This window comes from Streptosporangium sp. NBC_01810, from assembly GCF_035917355.1.
Lineage (GTDB): Bacteria > Actinomycetota > Actinomycetes > Streptosporangiales > Streptosporangiaceae > Streptosporangium.
Map to the genome: position 1 here is coordinate 2,375,652 of NZ_CP109070.1, position 15,981 is coordinate 2,391,632.

Below are 15,981 nucleotides of genomic sequence, written 5' to 3' on the forward strand. Positions count from 1 at the left end.
ACCCGCAAGCCTCTCGGGGGTATCGCCGCGATGTCTCGCGGGAGTCCTGGTCACCGCATGTTCCGGTGCCGACGGCGGGTCCTCGCCAATTCGTGACAACCCCGTGGAGGCGCGGTGCCGCAACCCACCCGGGCCGGGGCTTCGGGCGAACGACCGCGGTCGCCCGGAGCCCCAAGGAGGACATATGACAACAACCGATCCGTACTCGCCGCCCGCCTCACCAGCGGGCGCCACCGGAATGGACGTGGAACGATGAGCACACTGAACGCGCTGGAACGGTGCCCCACCGAGCTGCTCATCGACGGTGAGTGGCGCCCCTCGTCCGACGCGCACCGCCTCGACGTCGTCGACCCCGCCACCGGCGAACGCCTCGCCGAGGTCGCCTCGGCCTCGCAGGACGACGCGGTCGCCGCCGTGGACGCGGCCTCGCGTGCTCTGCCGCGATGGGCGAAGACGCCATCGAGGGAGAGGTCGGTCATCCTGCGCCGTGCCTTCGAGTTGATGACGGCACGCGCCGAGGAGTTCGCGACCCTCATCACCCTGGAGAACGGCAAGGCGCTCTCGGACGCCCGCGCGGAGGTGAGCTACGCGGCGGAGTTCTTCCGCTGGTACTCAGAGGAGGCCGTACGGCTCGCGGGAACCGTGCAGACCGCCCCATCCGGCGACTACCGCATTCTGGTGGAGCGCGCTCCCATCGGGGTGGCCGTGCTCGTCACGCCGTGGAACTATCCGGCCGCAATGGCCACCAGGAAGATAGGGCCCGCCCTGGCGGCCGGCTGCTCCGTCGTGCTGAAACCCGCCAGCGACACCCCGCTCACCGCCCTGGCGATCGGCGCGCTCCTGCTGGAGGCCGGGGTGCCCGCCGGGGTGGTCAACGTCATCCCCGCGCACCGCTCCGGGACGGTCGTCAAGACCATGCTGGACCAGTCGGCCGTGCGCAAGCTCTCCTTCACCGGCTCCACGGAGGTCGGGCGGTTGCTGCTGCGCGACGCGGCGGACCGGGTGATCAGTACCTCGATGGAGCTCGGGGGGAACGCGCCGTTCCTCGTCCTTGAGGACGCGAACCTCGACGCGGCGGTCAAGGGGGCGATGGTCGCGAAGATGCGTAACGGTGGGGAGGCCTGCACCGCGGCGAACCGGTTCTACGTCCACGAGTCGGTCGCCGACGAATTCGGTGCGAGGTTCGCGGAGGCCATGCGCGATTTGCGGGTGGGGCCGGGACTGGACGAGGACACCCGGTTGGGGCCGCTGATCAACGCTTCGGCGCGGGAGAGGGTACACGATCTCGTGTGCGACGCGGTCGAGCGCGGAGCCAAGGTACTTACCGGCGGCCGGATCCCGGATCGGCCGGGCTACTACTATGAGCCGACGGTTCTGGACGGGGTCACCGCCGGCTCCGCGATCCTGAAAGAGGAGATCTTCGGCCCGGTGGCGCCCATCGTCAGGTTCGGCAGCGTCGCGGAGGCGGTCGAACTCGCCAATGACACCGAACACGGGCTGGTCTCCTATGTGTACACGGCGGACCTGCGCCGGGGGCTCCAGCTCGCCGAGGCGCTGGAGACAGGGATGGTGGGGCTCAATCGAGGCGTGGTCTCCGACCCGGCTGCCCCGTTCGGCGGGGTGAAGGCGAGCGGCCTCGGGCGCGAAGGCGGCCACGAAGGAATGCTGGAGTACACCGAGACCAAGTACATCGCGACCTCCTGGTGAATCCCTCGGGGTGTATCGCGCCGTGGCGTCCGCTGATCTCCTGGTCGGCGTAGCCCGGTGGCAGGGCCGGTTCAGGGCGGTTACTCCAGGTCAGAAGGGGTAGCCCATGCCTGACGACACCGAGAGTGAGCGATTGGCGACGATGCGCCGTCTGTTGGCCGCATGACTCACCATGACTGAGGGGAGCTGCCGTGATGACCAGCGAGCGCATCCGAGATCCGGAGACCGATGAGCTTTTGACGCCGAAGAACGCGGCGGTTGTCATCATCGACTATCAACCGGTCCAGGTGAACTCGATCGCTTCGATGGACCGCCAGTCGCTTGTCGACAACATCGTCGGGCTGGCGAAGATCGCACGCGCCTACGAGTTGCCGATCGTGCACTCGACGGTCAACGTCCAGACCGGGCTCAACAAACCACCGATCCCGCAACTGCGGCAGGTCCTCGGTGACCTACCCACGTACGACCGCACGTCGATCAATGCCTGGGAGGACCGCGAGTTCGTCGACGCGGTCAAATCCACCGGCCGCGGGAAGCTGGTGATGGCGGCTCTGTGGACGGAGGCCTGCCTGACGTTTCCCACGCTCGACGCGCTGCGTGAGGGCTACGAGGTCTATCCGGTCGTGGACGCCGTCGGTGGCACGTCGCTGATCTCCCACGAGGTCGCGCTGCGTCGAATCGAGCAGGCCGGAGCACGACCGATCACCTGGGTGCAACTGTTGTGTGAACTGCAACGCGACTGGTCCCGCAAGGAAACCGTTGGTGATTTCACGAGGCTCTTCATCGAGACAGGCGGTACCGCGGGCCTGCAGTTCGCCTACGACCGCGACGAACGCTGACCGACCAACCGTGAGGCTCGCAGAACTACTCGGCGGCCGGGGTCACGTGGGGCCCTCATCGCCCCTGACACCCGGACGCCCCGGAACGCTCCGGCACCTCGAAGTGCTCCGACACACGCTCGGCGTTGAAGGCGCCGCGCTCGGTCACGATTCTGGTCACCAGGTGCGGAGGGGTGGCGTCGAAGGCGGGGTAGTGGCCGGTCACGCCCTCGCCCGCGGTGCGCTTCCCCAGCACGTGCAGGACCTCGTCGCCGTCCCGCCGTTCGATGACGACGTCGTCGATTCCCGGCGCCTGGGGGTCGGGCGCCGGGATCAGCACGTAGTACGGGACGTCGAAGGCGCGGGCGGCCAGTGCCACCCCGAGGGTGCCGACCTTGTTCACCACGTGGCCGTCCATCGTCACCCGGTCCGCCGCGGTCAGCGCCACGTCGGCGAGCCCGTCGGCCAGCACCGAGGCGACCATCCCGTCGGTGATCAGGGTGGGCCGGTAGCCCATCTCCACCAGCGTCGGCGCGGTCAGCCGCGCTCCCTGCAGGTAGGGCCGGGTCTCGGTGCAGACGAACTCCAATCGCTTGCCCGCCTGCTGTGCGGCCTCGACCGTCGCGATCAGGTAGGCGTCGGCCCAGCAGTGGGTGAGGACGCGGGCGCCGTCCTCCAGCAGCGCCGCCGCGTGCCTGCCCAGGGCCGCGCTGCTCGCCTGGTAGGCCGCGTCGTGCTCGGTCGCGGCCCGGGTCACGGCCTCCACCAGTTCCTCCCCCGACGCCTCGGATAGCGGCCCGTCCACGGTGGCGGCCAGGATCGCGTGGACGGCGTCGCGGATGTGGTTGTTCGTGGGCCGGGTCGCGATCAGCCGGTCGCCCGCCCCGCGCAGCCGGGCCGCCGCCAGGATCGGCGGCTCGGCACGCGCCTCACGGGCGGCCAGGGTCATCCCGGCGGTCGCCGCGAAGGAGGGGCCGGTGCTCTGCGTGACCATTCGCTCGATGGCCACCGCGACGTCCTCGCTGGTGGCGCAGCGCACCCAGCGATGCTCGAAGGGGTAGACGCGGCGGTCGAGGATCTCCACGGCGTCGTCGGTGATCCTGACGGAGTCGGCGAGGAGGGGTCGTCTCCGGGTTATCTTCATCAGATACCTCCAGCGGTGGGCGGGACCCGATCACAGTACCGGCGCCGCCTGGCGTCACCGCGATCCGGTCGTGCCCCGCGCTGCTGCCCTCTTCCGCTCTGTTCGAACGGTGACATGCCACCAGGGTCCAGGTGTGGCCCTGTCGGTTATCGGCGAATGGGCGGATCTGCGCGTGCGGCCTCCCGGTCCCAGGTGGCCGGGGTGATCCCGGCCTGTCTGAGGTGGAACTTCTCCACCTTCTGCGTCGGCGTCTTCGGCAGCCGGTCGAGGAACTCCACGTACCGGGGGACCATGTGCGGAGCGGCGTTGTGGGCGCAGTGCTCGGTGAGCTCCTCGGCGGTGAGGCTCGCGCCGGGGCGCAGCACCACGCAGACCTTCAGATCCTCCTCGGTCAGCTCGCTGGGCACGCCGACGGCCGCGGCCTCCAGCACGCTCGGGTGCCCCTCCACGACCTGCTCGACCTCGTGGGCGGAGATGTTCTCGCCCCGGCGGCGGATCCCGTCCTTGGCGCGGCCGCAGAAGTAAAGGTGGCCGTCCTCGTCGAGGCGGCCGAGGTCGCCCGTGCGCAGCCACTCGCCATGGAAGGCGGCGGCGACCTGCCTGGCCGCCCGCGCCGCCGCCCGAGAAGCGGCCGGGATGTTCGGTGACCACCTGGACCAGTGCCTCGTTCAGCGCCTCCGGGGGCTCGCCGCACTCGGACTCGGCGTGCATGATCGCCCGGTCGACGCCCTCGGAGTCCATGGCGGCCAGCAGGTCGGGCAGCGTGCCGTCTTTCATCTAAACCCTTCCAGCGTGGAGACCCCCACCTCTAGGCGTGGGGAGGAAACACGGCACACTGCCGCGCGGATGGAGTCGAACGTACTCGCGAGGCCTAACGGATCGTGCAGGATGTGAGGCATGGCGCAGACGGTGAAGCGGGCTTTCAAGTTCCGTTTCTATCCGACCCCTGAGCAGGCTGCTGAGCTTGCCCGGACGTTCGGCTGTGTCCGCCTGGTCTACAACAAGGCGCTGGCGGAGCGCAGTCGCGCTTACACCCTCGAAGGGCGCCATGTCTCCTATGTGCAGTCGTCGGCGGAGCTGACGGCGTGGAAGCGCACCGATGAGCTGGCGTTCCTGAACGAGGTGTCGTCGGTCCCGCTCCAGCAAGCCCTGCGTCACCTTCAGGCGGCGTTTGCGAACTTCTTCGCCAAGCGGGCCAAGTATCCGACGTTCAAGTCCCGCAAGAAGTCGCGGGCCTCGGTCGAGTACACCCGCTCCGCGTTCAAGTACCAGGGCGGTCAGCTCACCTTGGCAAAGATGGACGGCCCGCTGAACATCGTGTGGTCGCGCCCGCTGCCGCAGGGGGCCGAGCCGTCGACGGTGACGGTGTCGAAGGACGCGGCCGGGCGGTGGTTCGTGTCCATCCTGTGCGAGGACAGGATCCGTCCCCTGGACCCGATTGACGACATGGTCGGCATCGACGCCGGGATCACTTCCCTGCTCACCTTGTCGCGGCCGATCGCCGGTGTCACCGACGAGGCGGGGAAGGTCACCAACCCCCGGCATAAGCGCGCCGACCGCGACCGGCTGGCCCGCGCGCAGCGCGCCCTGGCCCGCAAAGAGAAGGGCTCGAACAACCGGGCCAAAGCGAAGGTGAAGGTCGCGCGGGCGCACGCCCGGATCAGCGACCGGCGCCGTGACCACCTGCACAAGCTCACCACCTCGATCGTCCGCGAGAACCAAGTGATCGCGATCGAGGACCTCACAGTGCGTAACCTGGTAAAAAACCGCCGACTGGCCCGCGCCATCTCTGATGCCTCCTGGCGTCAGGTGCGGTCCATGCTGGAGTACAAGGCCGCCTGGTACGGCCGGGAGCTGCTGGTCGTGGACCGCTGGTTTCCGTCGTCGAGGCTGTGCTCGGCGTGCGGCAGCATTGCTCAGTCCATGCCGCTTGGTGTCCGCGAGTGGGTGTGCGCTTGCGGCGCGGTCCACGACCGCGACGTCAATGCCGCGAAGAACATTCTCGCCGCCGGGCTGGCGGAGAGGTGAAACGCCTGTGGAGGGCTGGTAAGACCCGACCCGCGAAAGCGGCGAGGGCGCGGCCCGGTGAAGCAGGAAACCCGACCCGTGAGGGTTGGAATCCCCCGGCTTCAGCCGTGGGGAGGAAGTCAACTTGCCGGTCAGTCCCAGCACGCGGTCGTACTGTTCGGTCTGCCGAGAGGGGGTTATGAACTGCTGATTGTTGCGTCAGCATTCGTCGGTTTTTCCCCGTGTCCTTCGGCACGGTGGACGGACGCCGTGGAGGGAACGGCACGCGATGCCGGGGTGGACACCACCACGAGGGCGGACTCCGTGCTTGGGGCGAGAGCGACCATTCCCCAAAGCTAGGCTCTCCGTCATCGAACGACGGCAATGAGTAAAAGGCGGGGTAGGGAGGTGCGGTCCACCGGCCGCCGGTGTCTCTTCGGTGGGACGTGCCCGGATGGTGGTGTAGCGAAAACCAAGCCTGTCCTGTCTGGGCGCACCCGCGGTCGCACCGGGTGGTGTTCTGGGCCCGGGGCGGGAGTTGAGCGTGGCCCGTCCTTCAGCCGTTTGCGTGGTCTCGACGTCGCCCAGAGTTGCGGGGAGACGCCAAACGCCCGTGGAGGAGCGGTAAGACCTGGCACTCGTGTCGGGCACGCACCGATGAAACGGGAACTTCCGAAAAGGAGAACGCAGCCGCGGCAACGCGGCGGCTCGCTGAGCCTCGCAGGAAAACACCGAGAATCAGCGAACGGCGTTGTAGGTTGCGGTCTTGCGCAGATGCTGGGGAACCGGACCTGCGCGTCGATGATTCTCATACGGAGGACTTCGGGAAGCGGAATGACAAAAATATCAATCGGTTGATTAGTGCAGAAGCGCTCCTGGATCTTCTGGGCTCCATGATTTCTCAGCCGGAGGCGACCTGCGGGAAGAGCATCGATCGATTGGCCACCCTTGAACCGGTGGTGCGATGGCCCACTCCTAGGCCATCGCACCGGTCTCCTGACGCGGGCCGACGGGTCAGCCGGGAAGGTCCCGGTGGTCGGAGATGCTGTCGATCCAGGCACGGTGCAGGTCGGCGTAGCGCCCCGCCCGCCCGGCGAGCTCGCCTGGTGATCCGTCCTCGATGATCCGGCCGCCGTCCATCACCAGCACCCGGTCGGCGATCTCGACGGTCGACAGGCGGTGCGCGATGATCAGGGCGGTCCGGTCCGCCAGGATCGTCCGCATCGCCCGCTGCACCAGCCGCTCGCCGGCGACGTCCAGGCTGGACGTCGCCTCGTCGAGGATCAGCACCGCGGGGTCGGCCAGGAACGCCCTGGCGAACGCCACCAGCTGCCGCTGCCCCGCCGACAACCTGCCGCCGTGCTTGCCGACCTGCGTGTCGTACCCCTCGGGAAGCGCCGAGACGAACGCGTCGGCGCCGATCGAGCGGGCCGCGGCCACGATGTCGGCCATGCTCGCGCCCGGCCTTCCAAATCCGATGTTGTCCGCCACCGAGCCGCTGAACAGGAAGTTCTCCTGTGTCACCAGGACGATCGCGGCGTGCCGCGACTCCTCGCCGAGGTCGCGCAGGTCGACCCCGTCCAGCAGCACCCGCCCCGCCACCGGGTCGTAGAACCTGGCGACCAGTTTCGCCAGCGTGGTCTTGCCCGCCCCGGTGGTGCCGACCAGCGCCACGGTCTGCCCGGCGGGGACCAGCAGGTCCAGCCGGGGCAGCACCGGGGTGCCGTCCAGATAGGAGAACTCCACCTGCCGGAACTCGACCCTGCCGTGCGGCCGCTCCAGCGCCACCGGGTCGCCCGGCTCGGCCACCGCGGGGCGCTCCTGCAGTACGCCGGAGAGCTTCTCCAGCGCGGCCCCCGCCGACTGGAACGTGTTATAAAATTGCGAAATCTCCTGCATCGGCTCGTAGAACTGGCGAAGGTAGAGCAGGAACGCGGCCAGCACGCCCACCGTGACCTCGTCCCGGATCGCCAGCATGCCGCCGTAGAGCAGGACCGCCGCGACCGTCACGTTCCCGATCAGCTTGACGCCCGGTGAGAAGATCGCGATCAGGCGCATGCTCCGCAGGTTGGCGTCCCGGTAGTCGGCGTTCAGCTGGGCGAAGATCGCCTGGTTGCGCGGCTCCCCGCGGAACGCCTGGACCGCGCGCATGCCGGCCATCGACTCCACGAAGTGGACGATCACCAGGGCCACGGTCTCCCGGGTCCTGCGGTAGATGATGCTCGACTGCCGCCGGAACCACCCGGTGAACAGCACCAGGACCGGCAGCGGCAGTAGCGCGACCACGCCGAGCTGGACGTCCAGGACGAGCAGCAGGACCGCCGTGCCGACCAATGTCAGCACGGCGGTGACGAGATCGTCGAAGCCCGACTGGAGCATCTCGGAGATGGCGTCGATGTCGGAGGTGAGGCGGGAGACGACCCGGCCCGAGGTGTAGTCGTCGTGGAAGGACAGCGACAGCCTCTGAAAGTGGCCGAAGACCCGCCGCCGCAGCTCCAGCAGGATGCTCTGGCCGATGCGTCCGGCCATCCTGAGGAACACCTGCCGGGTCACCAGCTGGATGACCGCCGCGGCCAGGATCGCCGAGACGACGGTCAACAGCGTCTCCGGCCCCGCGCCCGCGACCATCGGCGGGATGCCCGCGTCGATGCCCACCTTGACCAGGTAGGGGATGGCGAGCGAGGCGACGTTGCAGGTCACGATGATCGCGACGAGCAGGACGATCTCCCCGCGGTACGGGCGCAGCAGCTCGCCCAGCAGCCGCCTGGACCTGCTGCGCAGCAGGAACGACACCTGCTCCGACAACTCGTCCTGGTTCTCCGCGGCGACCCCGCGCCATTCCCCGTTCCCTTTCCCGTTCCTTTTCCCTTTCCCTTTCCCTTTCCCTTTCCCGTTCCCTTTCCCGTTCTCGCTCTCGCTCTCGCGCCTTCGCCCGTTGCCGGAAGGCGCTCCGGGAGCGGGCGCGGTGGAGCTCCCGTTCTCGGGGACGTGTCCGGCCTGCACCGGGGGGTCCGTCCTGCTCACAGCCGTGCCTCCTCGGCGTCCGGGTCGGCCGACAGCAGCGCGCGGTACTCGGACACGCTCGCCATGAGCTCGTGGTGCCGGCCGACGTGCGCGATCGTGCCGTCCAGCAGCAGCGCCACCCTGTCGGCGAGCAGCACCGTGGAGGCCCGATGGGCGACGACGATGCCGGTCGCCTCGCGCAGCACATGCCGCAGCGCCTTCTCGACCAGGGCCTCGGTCTCGACGTCCAGCGCCGACAGGGTGTCGTCCAGCACGAGGATCCTGGGACGGCTGAGGACCGCCCGGGCCAGTGCGAGCCGCTGGCGCTGGCCGCCGGACAGGGACATGCCCTGTTCGCCGATCCTGGTCTCCAGGCCCCATGGCAGCTCGTACGCGAATCCGGCCTGGGCGATCCGCAGCGCCGTCGCGATCTCCTCCTCGGCCGCGTCGTGCCGCCCCAGCGTGAGATTCTCCCTGACGCTCATCGAGAACAGCGTCGGCTCCTCGAAGGCGGTGGCGACCAGCGAGCGCAGCTCGGGCAGCGGCAGATCGCGGACGTCGACGCCGTCGATCGTGACCCGGCCCGCGCTCACGTCGTACAGGCGCGGCACCAGGGAGGTCAGGGTGGTCTTGCCCGACCCCGTCGCCCCCACGACCGCCACCGTCTCCCCTGGTCGCACCTCCAGCCAGACATCGTGAAGCACCGGCTCGGCGGCGCCGGGGAAGCGGAACCCCGCGCCCTCGAAACGCAGGTGTCCACGGGGCCGCCCGATCACGCGGACGCCCCCGACGATCTCCGGTTCGGTGTCGAGCACCTCCATCACCCGGTCCGCCGCGGTCATCGCCTCCTGGCCCATCGTCAGAATGAAGCCGAGCGCCGAGATGGGCCAGACCAGCTGCAGCATCAGGGTCGTGAAGGCCACCAGCGTGCCCAGCGTCAGGGTGCCGGAGCCGGCCGCCAGGGCGCCGAGCAGCAGCACGAGCGCGAGGGTGATGTTCGGGATCACCTCAAGAAAGGTGAAGAACCTCGCCGACAGGCGGACCTTCTCCATCGAGGTCCGGTAGACCTTCACGGCTCCCTTCTCGAAGATTCCCAGGACGTGGCGACCGCGGCCGAACGCCTTGATCGTCCGGATGCCGGCCGCCGACTCCTCGACGACGGTGGCGAGGTCGCCCTGCTCGTCCTGGACACGGCGGGAGATGAGGATGTACCTGCGCTCGAAGTGCAGCGAGGTGAGCACGATCGGCACCGCCGAGGCGACGACCAGCAGCCCGAGCGGCCAGTACATGCGCAGCAGCAGCCCGGTCACCGTCACGATCTGAATGGTGATCAGGACGAGGAAGAGCAGGCCGAAGCCGAGGAAGCGCCGGATCGCCGACAGGTCGGTCGTCGCCCGGGACAGCAGCTGGCCCGACTGCCAGGAGGCGTGAAACCCCATCGGCAGCCGCTGCAGGTGGCTGTAGAGGTCGTCACGGATGCTGGTCTCCAGGCTCAGGACCGCGTCGGCCAGCAGCCATCGCCTCAAGAAGACGAGCAGTGCCTCGGCCGTGCCCAGCCCCAGGGCGAGCAGCGCGAGGGGGAGCAGGGCCTCGCTGTCCCCCCGGGCCACGGGGCCGTCGATGATCTCCCTGCCGATCAGCGGGATGGCGATGCCGATCCCGACCGCGGCGAAGGCCGGTATCCAGATGAGGACCAGGCGGGTGGCGTAGGGGCGCAGGTAGGACTTCAGCCGCCACAGGGAACGGGCCCCGCCACGGCGAGGGAGGGGCGGGGATTGTCGGGTTCGGGATTCTGTTTCTGTGTCCGAGGTATCAGGAGGCATCAACAGGCGGCACGCTCCTCACGGTGCTCACACCAGGTGATCGCCGCTCGAGGGCATGGCGAACCGGAGGCCCATCCCCGCTCAACCGTTCTCCCGCACCACCGCTCCAGGTGGACGCCCCGTCGGATCACCCTCACCCGCACGGCGCGGGCGACCATTCAGTTTCCGTGCCCGAATACGGGGTCGGCAATTGATGTGACGGCTCCCATCCTGTAACCGCCAGGTCAGAAAGGCCGATGACCTCATGCCTTCCACCGAGCCCGCGGCCCGGGGGATTGCCGAGGGAACGGACACCCGTACCCCGCAGGAAAAAGGGGAGGCGGCGACCGGCGAGGCGGTTGTAGGGTCGGCACCATGACCTGGCGACATTGATCCTGAACCAGAGGCCGGTCCGGCGCGCGCTGCCGCGGACCCCCGGAGATGCCGAGCATCCCGAGTCCGCACAGTCCCCGCGAGAAGGACCTCATGACCATTTCTTCCTTTCGCGCGCCCGGCGGGCGCGCGAAGCGCCTGGCCGCGACGCTCTACACCTACGCGTTCCTCGATGAGTTCGTCCTGCTCTATCCGTTCTACGCGCTGCTCTTCGTCGACACGGGCCTGTCGACCGCGGAGATCTCCTCGCTCCTGGCGATCTGGTCGCTCACCTCCGTCGTGATGGAGGTCCCGTCGGGGGTGTGGGCCGACACCGCCTCGCGGCGCGCCCTGCTCGCCCTGGCGCCGCTGGCGGCCGCGATCGGCTTCGGCCTGCTGGTCGCCGTCCCCACCTACTGGGTGTTCGCCGCGGGCTTCGTCCTGTGGGGCACCTCGGGAGCGCTGCAGTCGGGCGCGCTGGAGGCGCTGGTCTACACCGAGCTCGACCGTCTGGGCGCCGCCGGCCGCTACGCCGCGATCATGGGCCGGGCCCGTGCGATCGGCACGGGCGCCGTCATGGCGTCCATGGCCGTCGCCGCCCCGGTGTTCGCCCTGGGCGGCTACCCGCTGGTCGGCGCCGGCAGCGTCCTGGCATGCGTGCTCGCCACGGCCGTCGCACTGACCTTTCCCGAACATCGCGTACGAGGGCAGCGGGAGGAGACCTCGCCGGGCGGCTACGCCGCGACCCTGCGCGCCGGGCTGCGGGAGGTACGCGCCGACCGGACGACGCGCCGGGCGCTGCTGCTGGTGCCGGCGGTGACGGCCCTGTGGGGGTCGCTGGAGGAGTACGTCCCGCTGCTCGCGGTCGGTGCCGGGGTCGCCACGCATGCCGTGCCGCTCGTGGTGCTCCTGGTCTCCGCGGGCATCGCGGTCGGCGGCCTGTTCGCGGCGGCCGGGCGGGGCTTCACCGACAGGGAGCTCGCGGCCCTCCTCGCGTTCGGGGCGCTGGCGCTCGGCGCGGGTGCGGCCGGCGGGGTCGCGGTGGGGTTCGTCGCCGTCGCGGCCGCCTTCTGCGCCTTCCAGATGGCGAGCGTGCTGGCCGACGCGCGGTTGCAGGAGAGCATCACGGGCCCGGCCCGCGCCACCGTGACCTCGCTGGCCGGGCTGGGCACCGAGGTGGGCGCCGTCCTCGCCTACGGCGGCTACGCCGCCGCCTCGGCGCTGACCGACCACGCCACGATCTTCACGGCCTCCGCGGTGCCGTACGCGGTTCTCGCCCTGGTGCTGTTCCTCGGCGGGTCTCGCTCACGGAGGGCCGCGGCCGTCCGGGCACCGCTCGGTGGCCCGTGAACCGGGGCAGGCCGAGCTCGGCGAAGACCGGGCGGTGGTCGGTGTCCGGCAGGGAGTGGACGCCGAAGGTGTTGACCGCCATGCGCGAGTCGGCGAGCACGTGGTCGATCGTCACGCCGGGGAGGGACTCCCAGCCCAGCTGCGGCCAGGTGGGCTGGTCGCCCTGAGCGCCGCCCACACCGCGAGCGGCAGCACCGCCGGCCAGACGAGCAGCAGGTCCACCCATCTCGATCTGATCATAAAGCGGGAGCGTAACGACCTTGTGTGCAGATTCAATGGAGATTGGCGGCTTTATCCGCGCACGTCGGTGGCCTCAGATGAGGCCGTACGCCTGGGCGATCAGCTCGTAGGAGCGGATCCGGTCGGCGGGGGAGTGCACCATCGTGGTGATCATCAGTTCGTCGGCCTCGGTGCGCTTGCGCAGGTCCTCCAGCCCCTGCCGCACCTCGACGGGGTCCCCGATCACCACCTTGGACAGGTGGTCGTCGAGGAAGTCCTTCTCGATCGGGCTGTAGGGATATGCCTCGGCCTCCTCGGGCGTGGGGACCGGCTGCGGGGCCCCGCGCCGCAGCCGCAGCATGGACAGAGCGCCCGGGCGGGCCAGGCGCAGCGCCTGCTCGGAGGTGTCGGCGGCGACGGCGGAGACGCCGATCATCGCGTATGGCCGGCCGAGGACGGCGGAGGGCCGGAAGGCCGACCGGTACAGCTCCAGGGCGGGGATGGTGTTGTTCCCGCTGAAGTGGTGCGCGAACGCGAACGGCAGGCCGAGCATGCCGGCGAGCTGGGCGCTGAAACCGCTGGAGCCCAGCAGCCAGATCGGCGGGCGGCCCGACTCGGGGGAGCGGGGTACCGCGACGACCCGTTCGAGCGAATGGCCCTGCGGGAACGAGCCGTCCAGGAAGGCGGTCAACTCGGCCAGCTGCTCGGGGAAGTCGTCGGCGTCCGGACCGTTCCTGCGCAGCGCCCGCGCGGTGGCGGGGTCGGTGCCCGGGGCCCGGCCGAGCCCGAGGTCGATGCGGCCCGGGTGCAGCGCGTGCAGGGTGCCGAACTGCTCGGCGACGATCAGCGGGGCGTGGTTGGGCAGCATGACGCCGCCGGATCCCAGCCGGATGCTCCTGGTCGCGGCGGCCAGATGGGCGATCAACACGGCGGGGGAGGAACTGGCCACGGACGGCATGCCGTGGTGCTCGGCCACCCAGATCCGGTGGTAGCCCCACTCCTCCGCGCGCCTGGCCAGCTCGGTGCTCGCCTCCAGGGTCTCGGTGGGCGTCACTCCCGAACCGACGACGGCCAGCTCGAGGATCGACAGGGGGACCTCGGAGGAGCCGCGGGCCGTGCCGCAGATGGTGTCTTCAGCCATGCAGGCGGCAACCCGTGCCAAGCGGAAGTTTATTCCGATTAGCCGGATTATCGGTTACTGAAGTTGCCGCTGGAGGGGCAATTCGACCACAGGCGGGCGGGCGTCGATCAGCACTGCGGGAACCCCCCCGCCACCCGGACGGGAGGGATGCCGCTCCAGCAGGTGATGTCAACCCTCGCCCGGCTCGCCGGAGACGTCCTCTGCCGGCCGCTCACTCGCCCGGACCCCGGTGTACACCAGGGCGGGCGGCACGTTGAACCAGATCGGGCCCAGGGTGCCGACGGTGGCGAAGGCGTTCTCCATGAGGCCACGGAAGTGCCGGAAACGCTGTAGCGGCAGCACGGTCAGCGTCGTGATGGTGCTGAAGGTGCCGCCGGGGGCGAGCGAGGCCGAGATCTCCTCCAGGATGCGCTCCTGCCGCGACTCCTCGAACAGGGTCCAGGGAAGGGAGGAGACGATCGAGTCGGCATGGGACAGACCGGCCTGCCTCAGCAGCTTGCCCAGATCCCCCGCGTCACCGGCGACCACCTCAAGCCAGGGCCTGCTGCGTCGCAGGTGGCTCACCATGCCCTCGTTGACCTCCACGGCGAGCTGCCGCCCTCCGGACGGCAGGCGGTCGCGGATCGCGTCGCTGATCACCCCGCCGCCGGCACCGAGCTCGACGACCACGGCTCCGGGAGTGGCCGGGATCACCGACGCGGCCAGGCGGGCGACGGCCTTCGAGCTGGGGGCGATCGCCCCCAGCTGCTGGGGATTACGCATGATCGCGCCGAGGAAGGCGAGAGTGTCCCCGCTGGCGGGACGAGTTTGAGAGAGCACCGACAGCTCATTCCCCCAGATGAGGGGGTTATGCCAGTTTGGCGGGCTTTGATGATCGAAATTCCGCCGCCGTACCGGGGAGGACGGCCCGGAAGTCGTCCGCGGGCTCCCGCCACCACCTTGTCGCCGGGCCGCCTCTGCCCGGTGGCGGCGGGGCGAGGTACCGTCGTCTTATCGGATCCCGGTCAAGAGGGGAGCCGCCATGCCAGACGATTCCGATCACGTGCTCGACTCCATCGACGGCGCCGTCGACGAATGGCTCGCCATGAGTGACGACTCGATGCGCTGGACACCGCCGGAGAAGGCCCACCCCAAGTCCCAGTCGGGCCTGCCGGTGCCACCGCTGCCGCAGGTGCTGGAAGACCTCCTCCAGGAGGTCGGCAGCCGCCTTGGTCCGCCTGCCCAGGCCGTGGTCGACGCGTTCCGACCCCTGGGGGAGGGGGTGGTCGAGGCCGTCTCCACGTTCCTCGACAGGCCGCCCGTGCGGCAACTCCTCGACCCGTCCGACCCGTCGGAGGATCCGGAGACGCTCGGAGAGCGCGCCTTTCCCGACACGTTCGGTCCGTCGCCCGAGGAACCGCCCGAGGAACCGCCCGAGGAACCGCCCGAGATTCGATGAGGTTGCCGGACCGCCGAGACAACGACTCCCTTGGCCGCCGTCGAGGGAACCTCGCCGGGTGCCTCCGGGCTCCCTGCCGATGACCGGTGCTGCCCGGGCCTCAGAGGGCGGGGGACTCCCCGATCGCCGAGGCGGCAGGTCAGAGCGTCGGCCGGACGGTGAGCCGGAGCCCGAGGTGGGCGTAGGTGCCCAGCAGCCACGCCGCGCTGACGTAGGTCGACACGATCGAACCGCCGAAGATCTGGGCCAGCATGGTCACGGGGAACCAGAGTCCCGCCAGCAGCGGCAGCCAGCGCAGCAGCCCCTGGTAGCGGCCGGTCACCGCGACCGCGATGCCCTGAACCAGCATGCCGAGCATGCTGAGCGGCCAGCAGGCGTCGAGGATCATCAGCGCGAGCGGGAAGTCGTCGTGGGTCGCGTAACCGAAGGAGAACACGTTCAGCAGGAACGCGCCGGGAAGCAGTGCCAGCAGCCCGGCCGGGATCACCCGGCTCCACCCGTCGCCTGTCCCCCGGGTGGCCAGGACCACCCGGACCAGGGCGAAGACCCCCACGATGAAAAGCATTCCGGTGACGGTGTCGAGTGTCTGGATGCCTTCCTGGATCTTGTCACCCACGATGACCGTACCGGCCCCCCATGCCGTGGCCCCGATGGCCAGGAGTACCCCGGCGATGCGGATCTGCTGCGGTGCCGCGGCGGCGAAGGGCGCGGCGGCCCCGTCCGGATTGACGTTGCTCGGCTGTATGTGAACGGACACGGTCTTCCTCCTTGATTGCTGGAGGTACCACTGTCTCCGCGCCGCGTCCCGGGCGGCCAGGGAGCGGGGTCATGCCGGGAGTCCTGGATCTTCCTGGCTCCAGGGGACTTCTGTCCCGGGTGGGGCGGGACACGGCTCCCCTGCCGGCGAAGTCGGACAGGAGACGCTGCCCGGATCGGATGGTGGTCGCCGGACACCTTTTGGCTGCGGCGGGGCGCCTGAC

General features: G+C 69.7%; 13 protein-coding genes and 1 pseudogene. 6 read left to right on the top strand and 8 right to left on the bottom strand.

The annotated features are described in order from the left end of the window. Nucleotides 1-252: 252 nt before the first annotated feature. The gene (locus OIE13_RS10810) at nt 253-1,707 is read left to right on the top strand and encodes an NAD-dependent succinate-semialdehyde dehydrogenase (RefSeq protein WP_326640525.1); all 1,455 of its coding nucleotides are present in this window, start codon (nt 253-255) and stop codon (nt 1,705-1,707) included. A 194-nt stretch (nt 1,708-1,901) separates the two neighbouring features. Continuing rightward, on the top strand, nt 1,902-2,546 hold the full coding sequence (locus tag OIE13_RS10815; protein WP_326829946.1) for a hydrolase: 645 nt from the start codon (nt 1,902-1,904) through the stop codon (nt 2,544-2,546). A 55-nt stretch (nt 2,547-2,601) separates the two neighbouring features. Here OIE13_RS10815 and OIE13_RS10820 read toward each other — a convergent pair whose 3' ends face one another. Further along, a complete protein-coding gene (locus OIE13_RS10820) occupies nt 2,602-3,669 on the bottom strand; it encodes a hypothetical protein (RefSeq protein ID WP_326640521.1) in 1,068 nt (355 codons plus the stop codon). A gap of 146 nt (nt 3,670-3,815) precedes the next feature. Continuing rightward, the gene (locus OIE13_RS10825; RefSeq protein ID WP_326640520.1) at nt 3,816-4,118 is read right to left on the bottom strand and encodes an AMP-binding enzyme; all 303 of its coding nucleotides are present in this window, start codon (nt 4,116-4,118) and stop codon (nt 3,816-3,818) included. Between OIE13_RS10825 and OIE13_RS10830 the strand changes: the two genes are divergently transcribed. Both OIE13_RS10830 and OIE13_RS10835 read left to right on the top strand, forming a co-directional pair. Then, entirely contained in the window at nt 4,107-4,316 is a 210-nt protein-coding gene (locus OIE13_RS10830) for a hypothetical protein (RefSeq protein WP_326640518.1), read from the top strand. The two genes, OIE13_RS10825 and OIE13_RS10830, sit on opposite strands and share 12 nt — an antisense overlap. Before the next feature lie 250 nt (nt 4,317-4,566). Then, nucleotides 4,567-5,772, top strand: a pseudogene (locus OIE13_RS10835) (RNA-guided endonuclease InsQ/TnpB family protein); the annotation flags it as partial. A 918-nt stretch (nt 5,773-6,690) separates the two neighbouring features. Here the strand turns inward: OIE13_RS10835 and OIE13_RS10840 are convergent. Both OIE13_RS10840 and OIE13_RS10845 read right to left on the bottom strand, forming a co-directional pair. Next, complete coding sequence (locus OIE13_RS10840) at nt 6,691-8,481, bottom strand: ABC transporter ATP-binding protein (protein WP_326640515.1); 1,791 nt, start codon at nt 8,479-8,481, stop codon at nt 6,691-6,693. A 215-nt stretch (nt 8,482-8,696) separates the two neighbouring features. Then, nucleotides 8,697-10,502: an ABC transporter ATP-binding protein gene (locus tag OIE13_RS10845; protein ID WP_326640513.1), complete on the bottom strand. Its 1,806-nt coding sequence runs from the start codon at nt 10,500-10,502 to the stop codon at nt 8,697-8,699. 465 nt (nt 10,503-10,967) lie between these two features. Here OIE13_RS10845 and OIE13_RS10850 point away from each other — a divergent pair, with 465 nt between their 5' ends. Continuing rightward, nucleotides 10,968-12,203: an MFS transporter gene (locus tag OIE13_RS10850; protein ID WP_326640511.1), complete on the top strand. Its 1,236-nt coding sequence runs from the start codon at nt 10,968-10,970 to the stop codon at nt 12,201-12,203. Nucleotides 12,204-12,314: 111 nt separating this feature from the next. On the opposite strand, the gene OIE13_RS10855 is transcribed toward OIE13_RS10850, so the two are convergent. From OIE13_RS10855 to OIE13_RS10865, 3 genes are all read right to left on the bottom strand, one after another. After that, entirely contained in the window at nt 12,315-12,443 is a 129-nt protein-coding gene (locus OIE13_RS10855; protein ID WP_326640509.1) for a hypothetical protein, read from the bottom strand. A 73-nt stretch (nt 12,444-12,516) separates the two neighbouring features. Then, nucleotides 12,517-13,563, bottom strand: coding sequence for an LLM class flavin-dependent oxidoreductase (locus OIE13_RS10860; protein ID WP_326640507.1), 1,047 nt, complete (start codon nt 13,561-13,563; stop codon nt 12,517-12,519). 168 nt (nt 13,564-13,731) lie between these two features. Next, a complete protein-coding gene (locus OIE13_RS10865) occupies nt 13,732-14,382 on the bottom strand; it encodes a class I SAM-dependent methyltransferase (RefSeq protein ID WP_326640505.1) in 651 nt (216 codons plus the stop codon). A gap of 202 nt (nt 14,383-14,584) precedes the next feature. Here OIE13_RS10865 and OIE13_RS10870 point away from each other — a divergent pair, with 202 nt between their 5' ends. Then, complete coding sequence (locus OIE13_RS10870) at nt 14,585-15,001, top strand: hypothetical protein (RefSeq protein ID WP_326829947.1); 417 nt, start codon at nt 14,585-14,587, stop codon at nt 14,999-15,001. 139 nt (nt 15,002-15,140) lie between these two features. On the opposite strand, the gene OIE13_RS10875 is transcribed toward OIE13_RS10870, so the two are convergent. Further along, a complete protein-coding gene (locus OIE13_RS10875; RefSeq protein ID WP_326640501.1) occupies nt 15,141-15,758 on the bottom strand; it encodes a hypothetical protein in 618 nt (205 codons plus the stop codon). Nucleotides 15,759-15,981 lie beyond the last annotated feature (223 nt).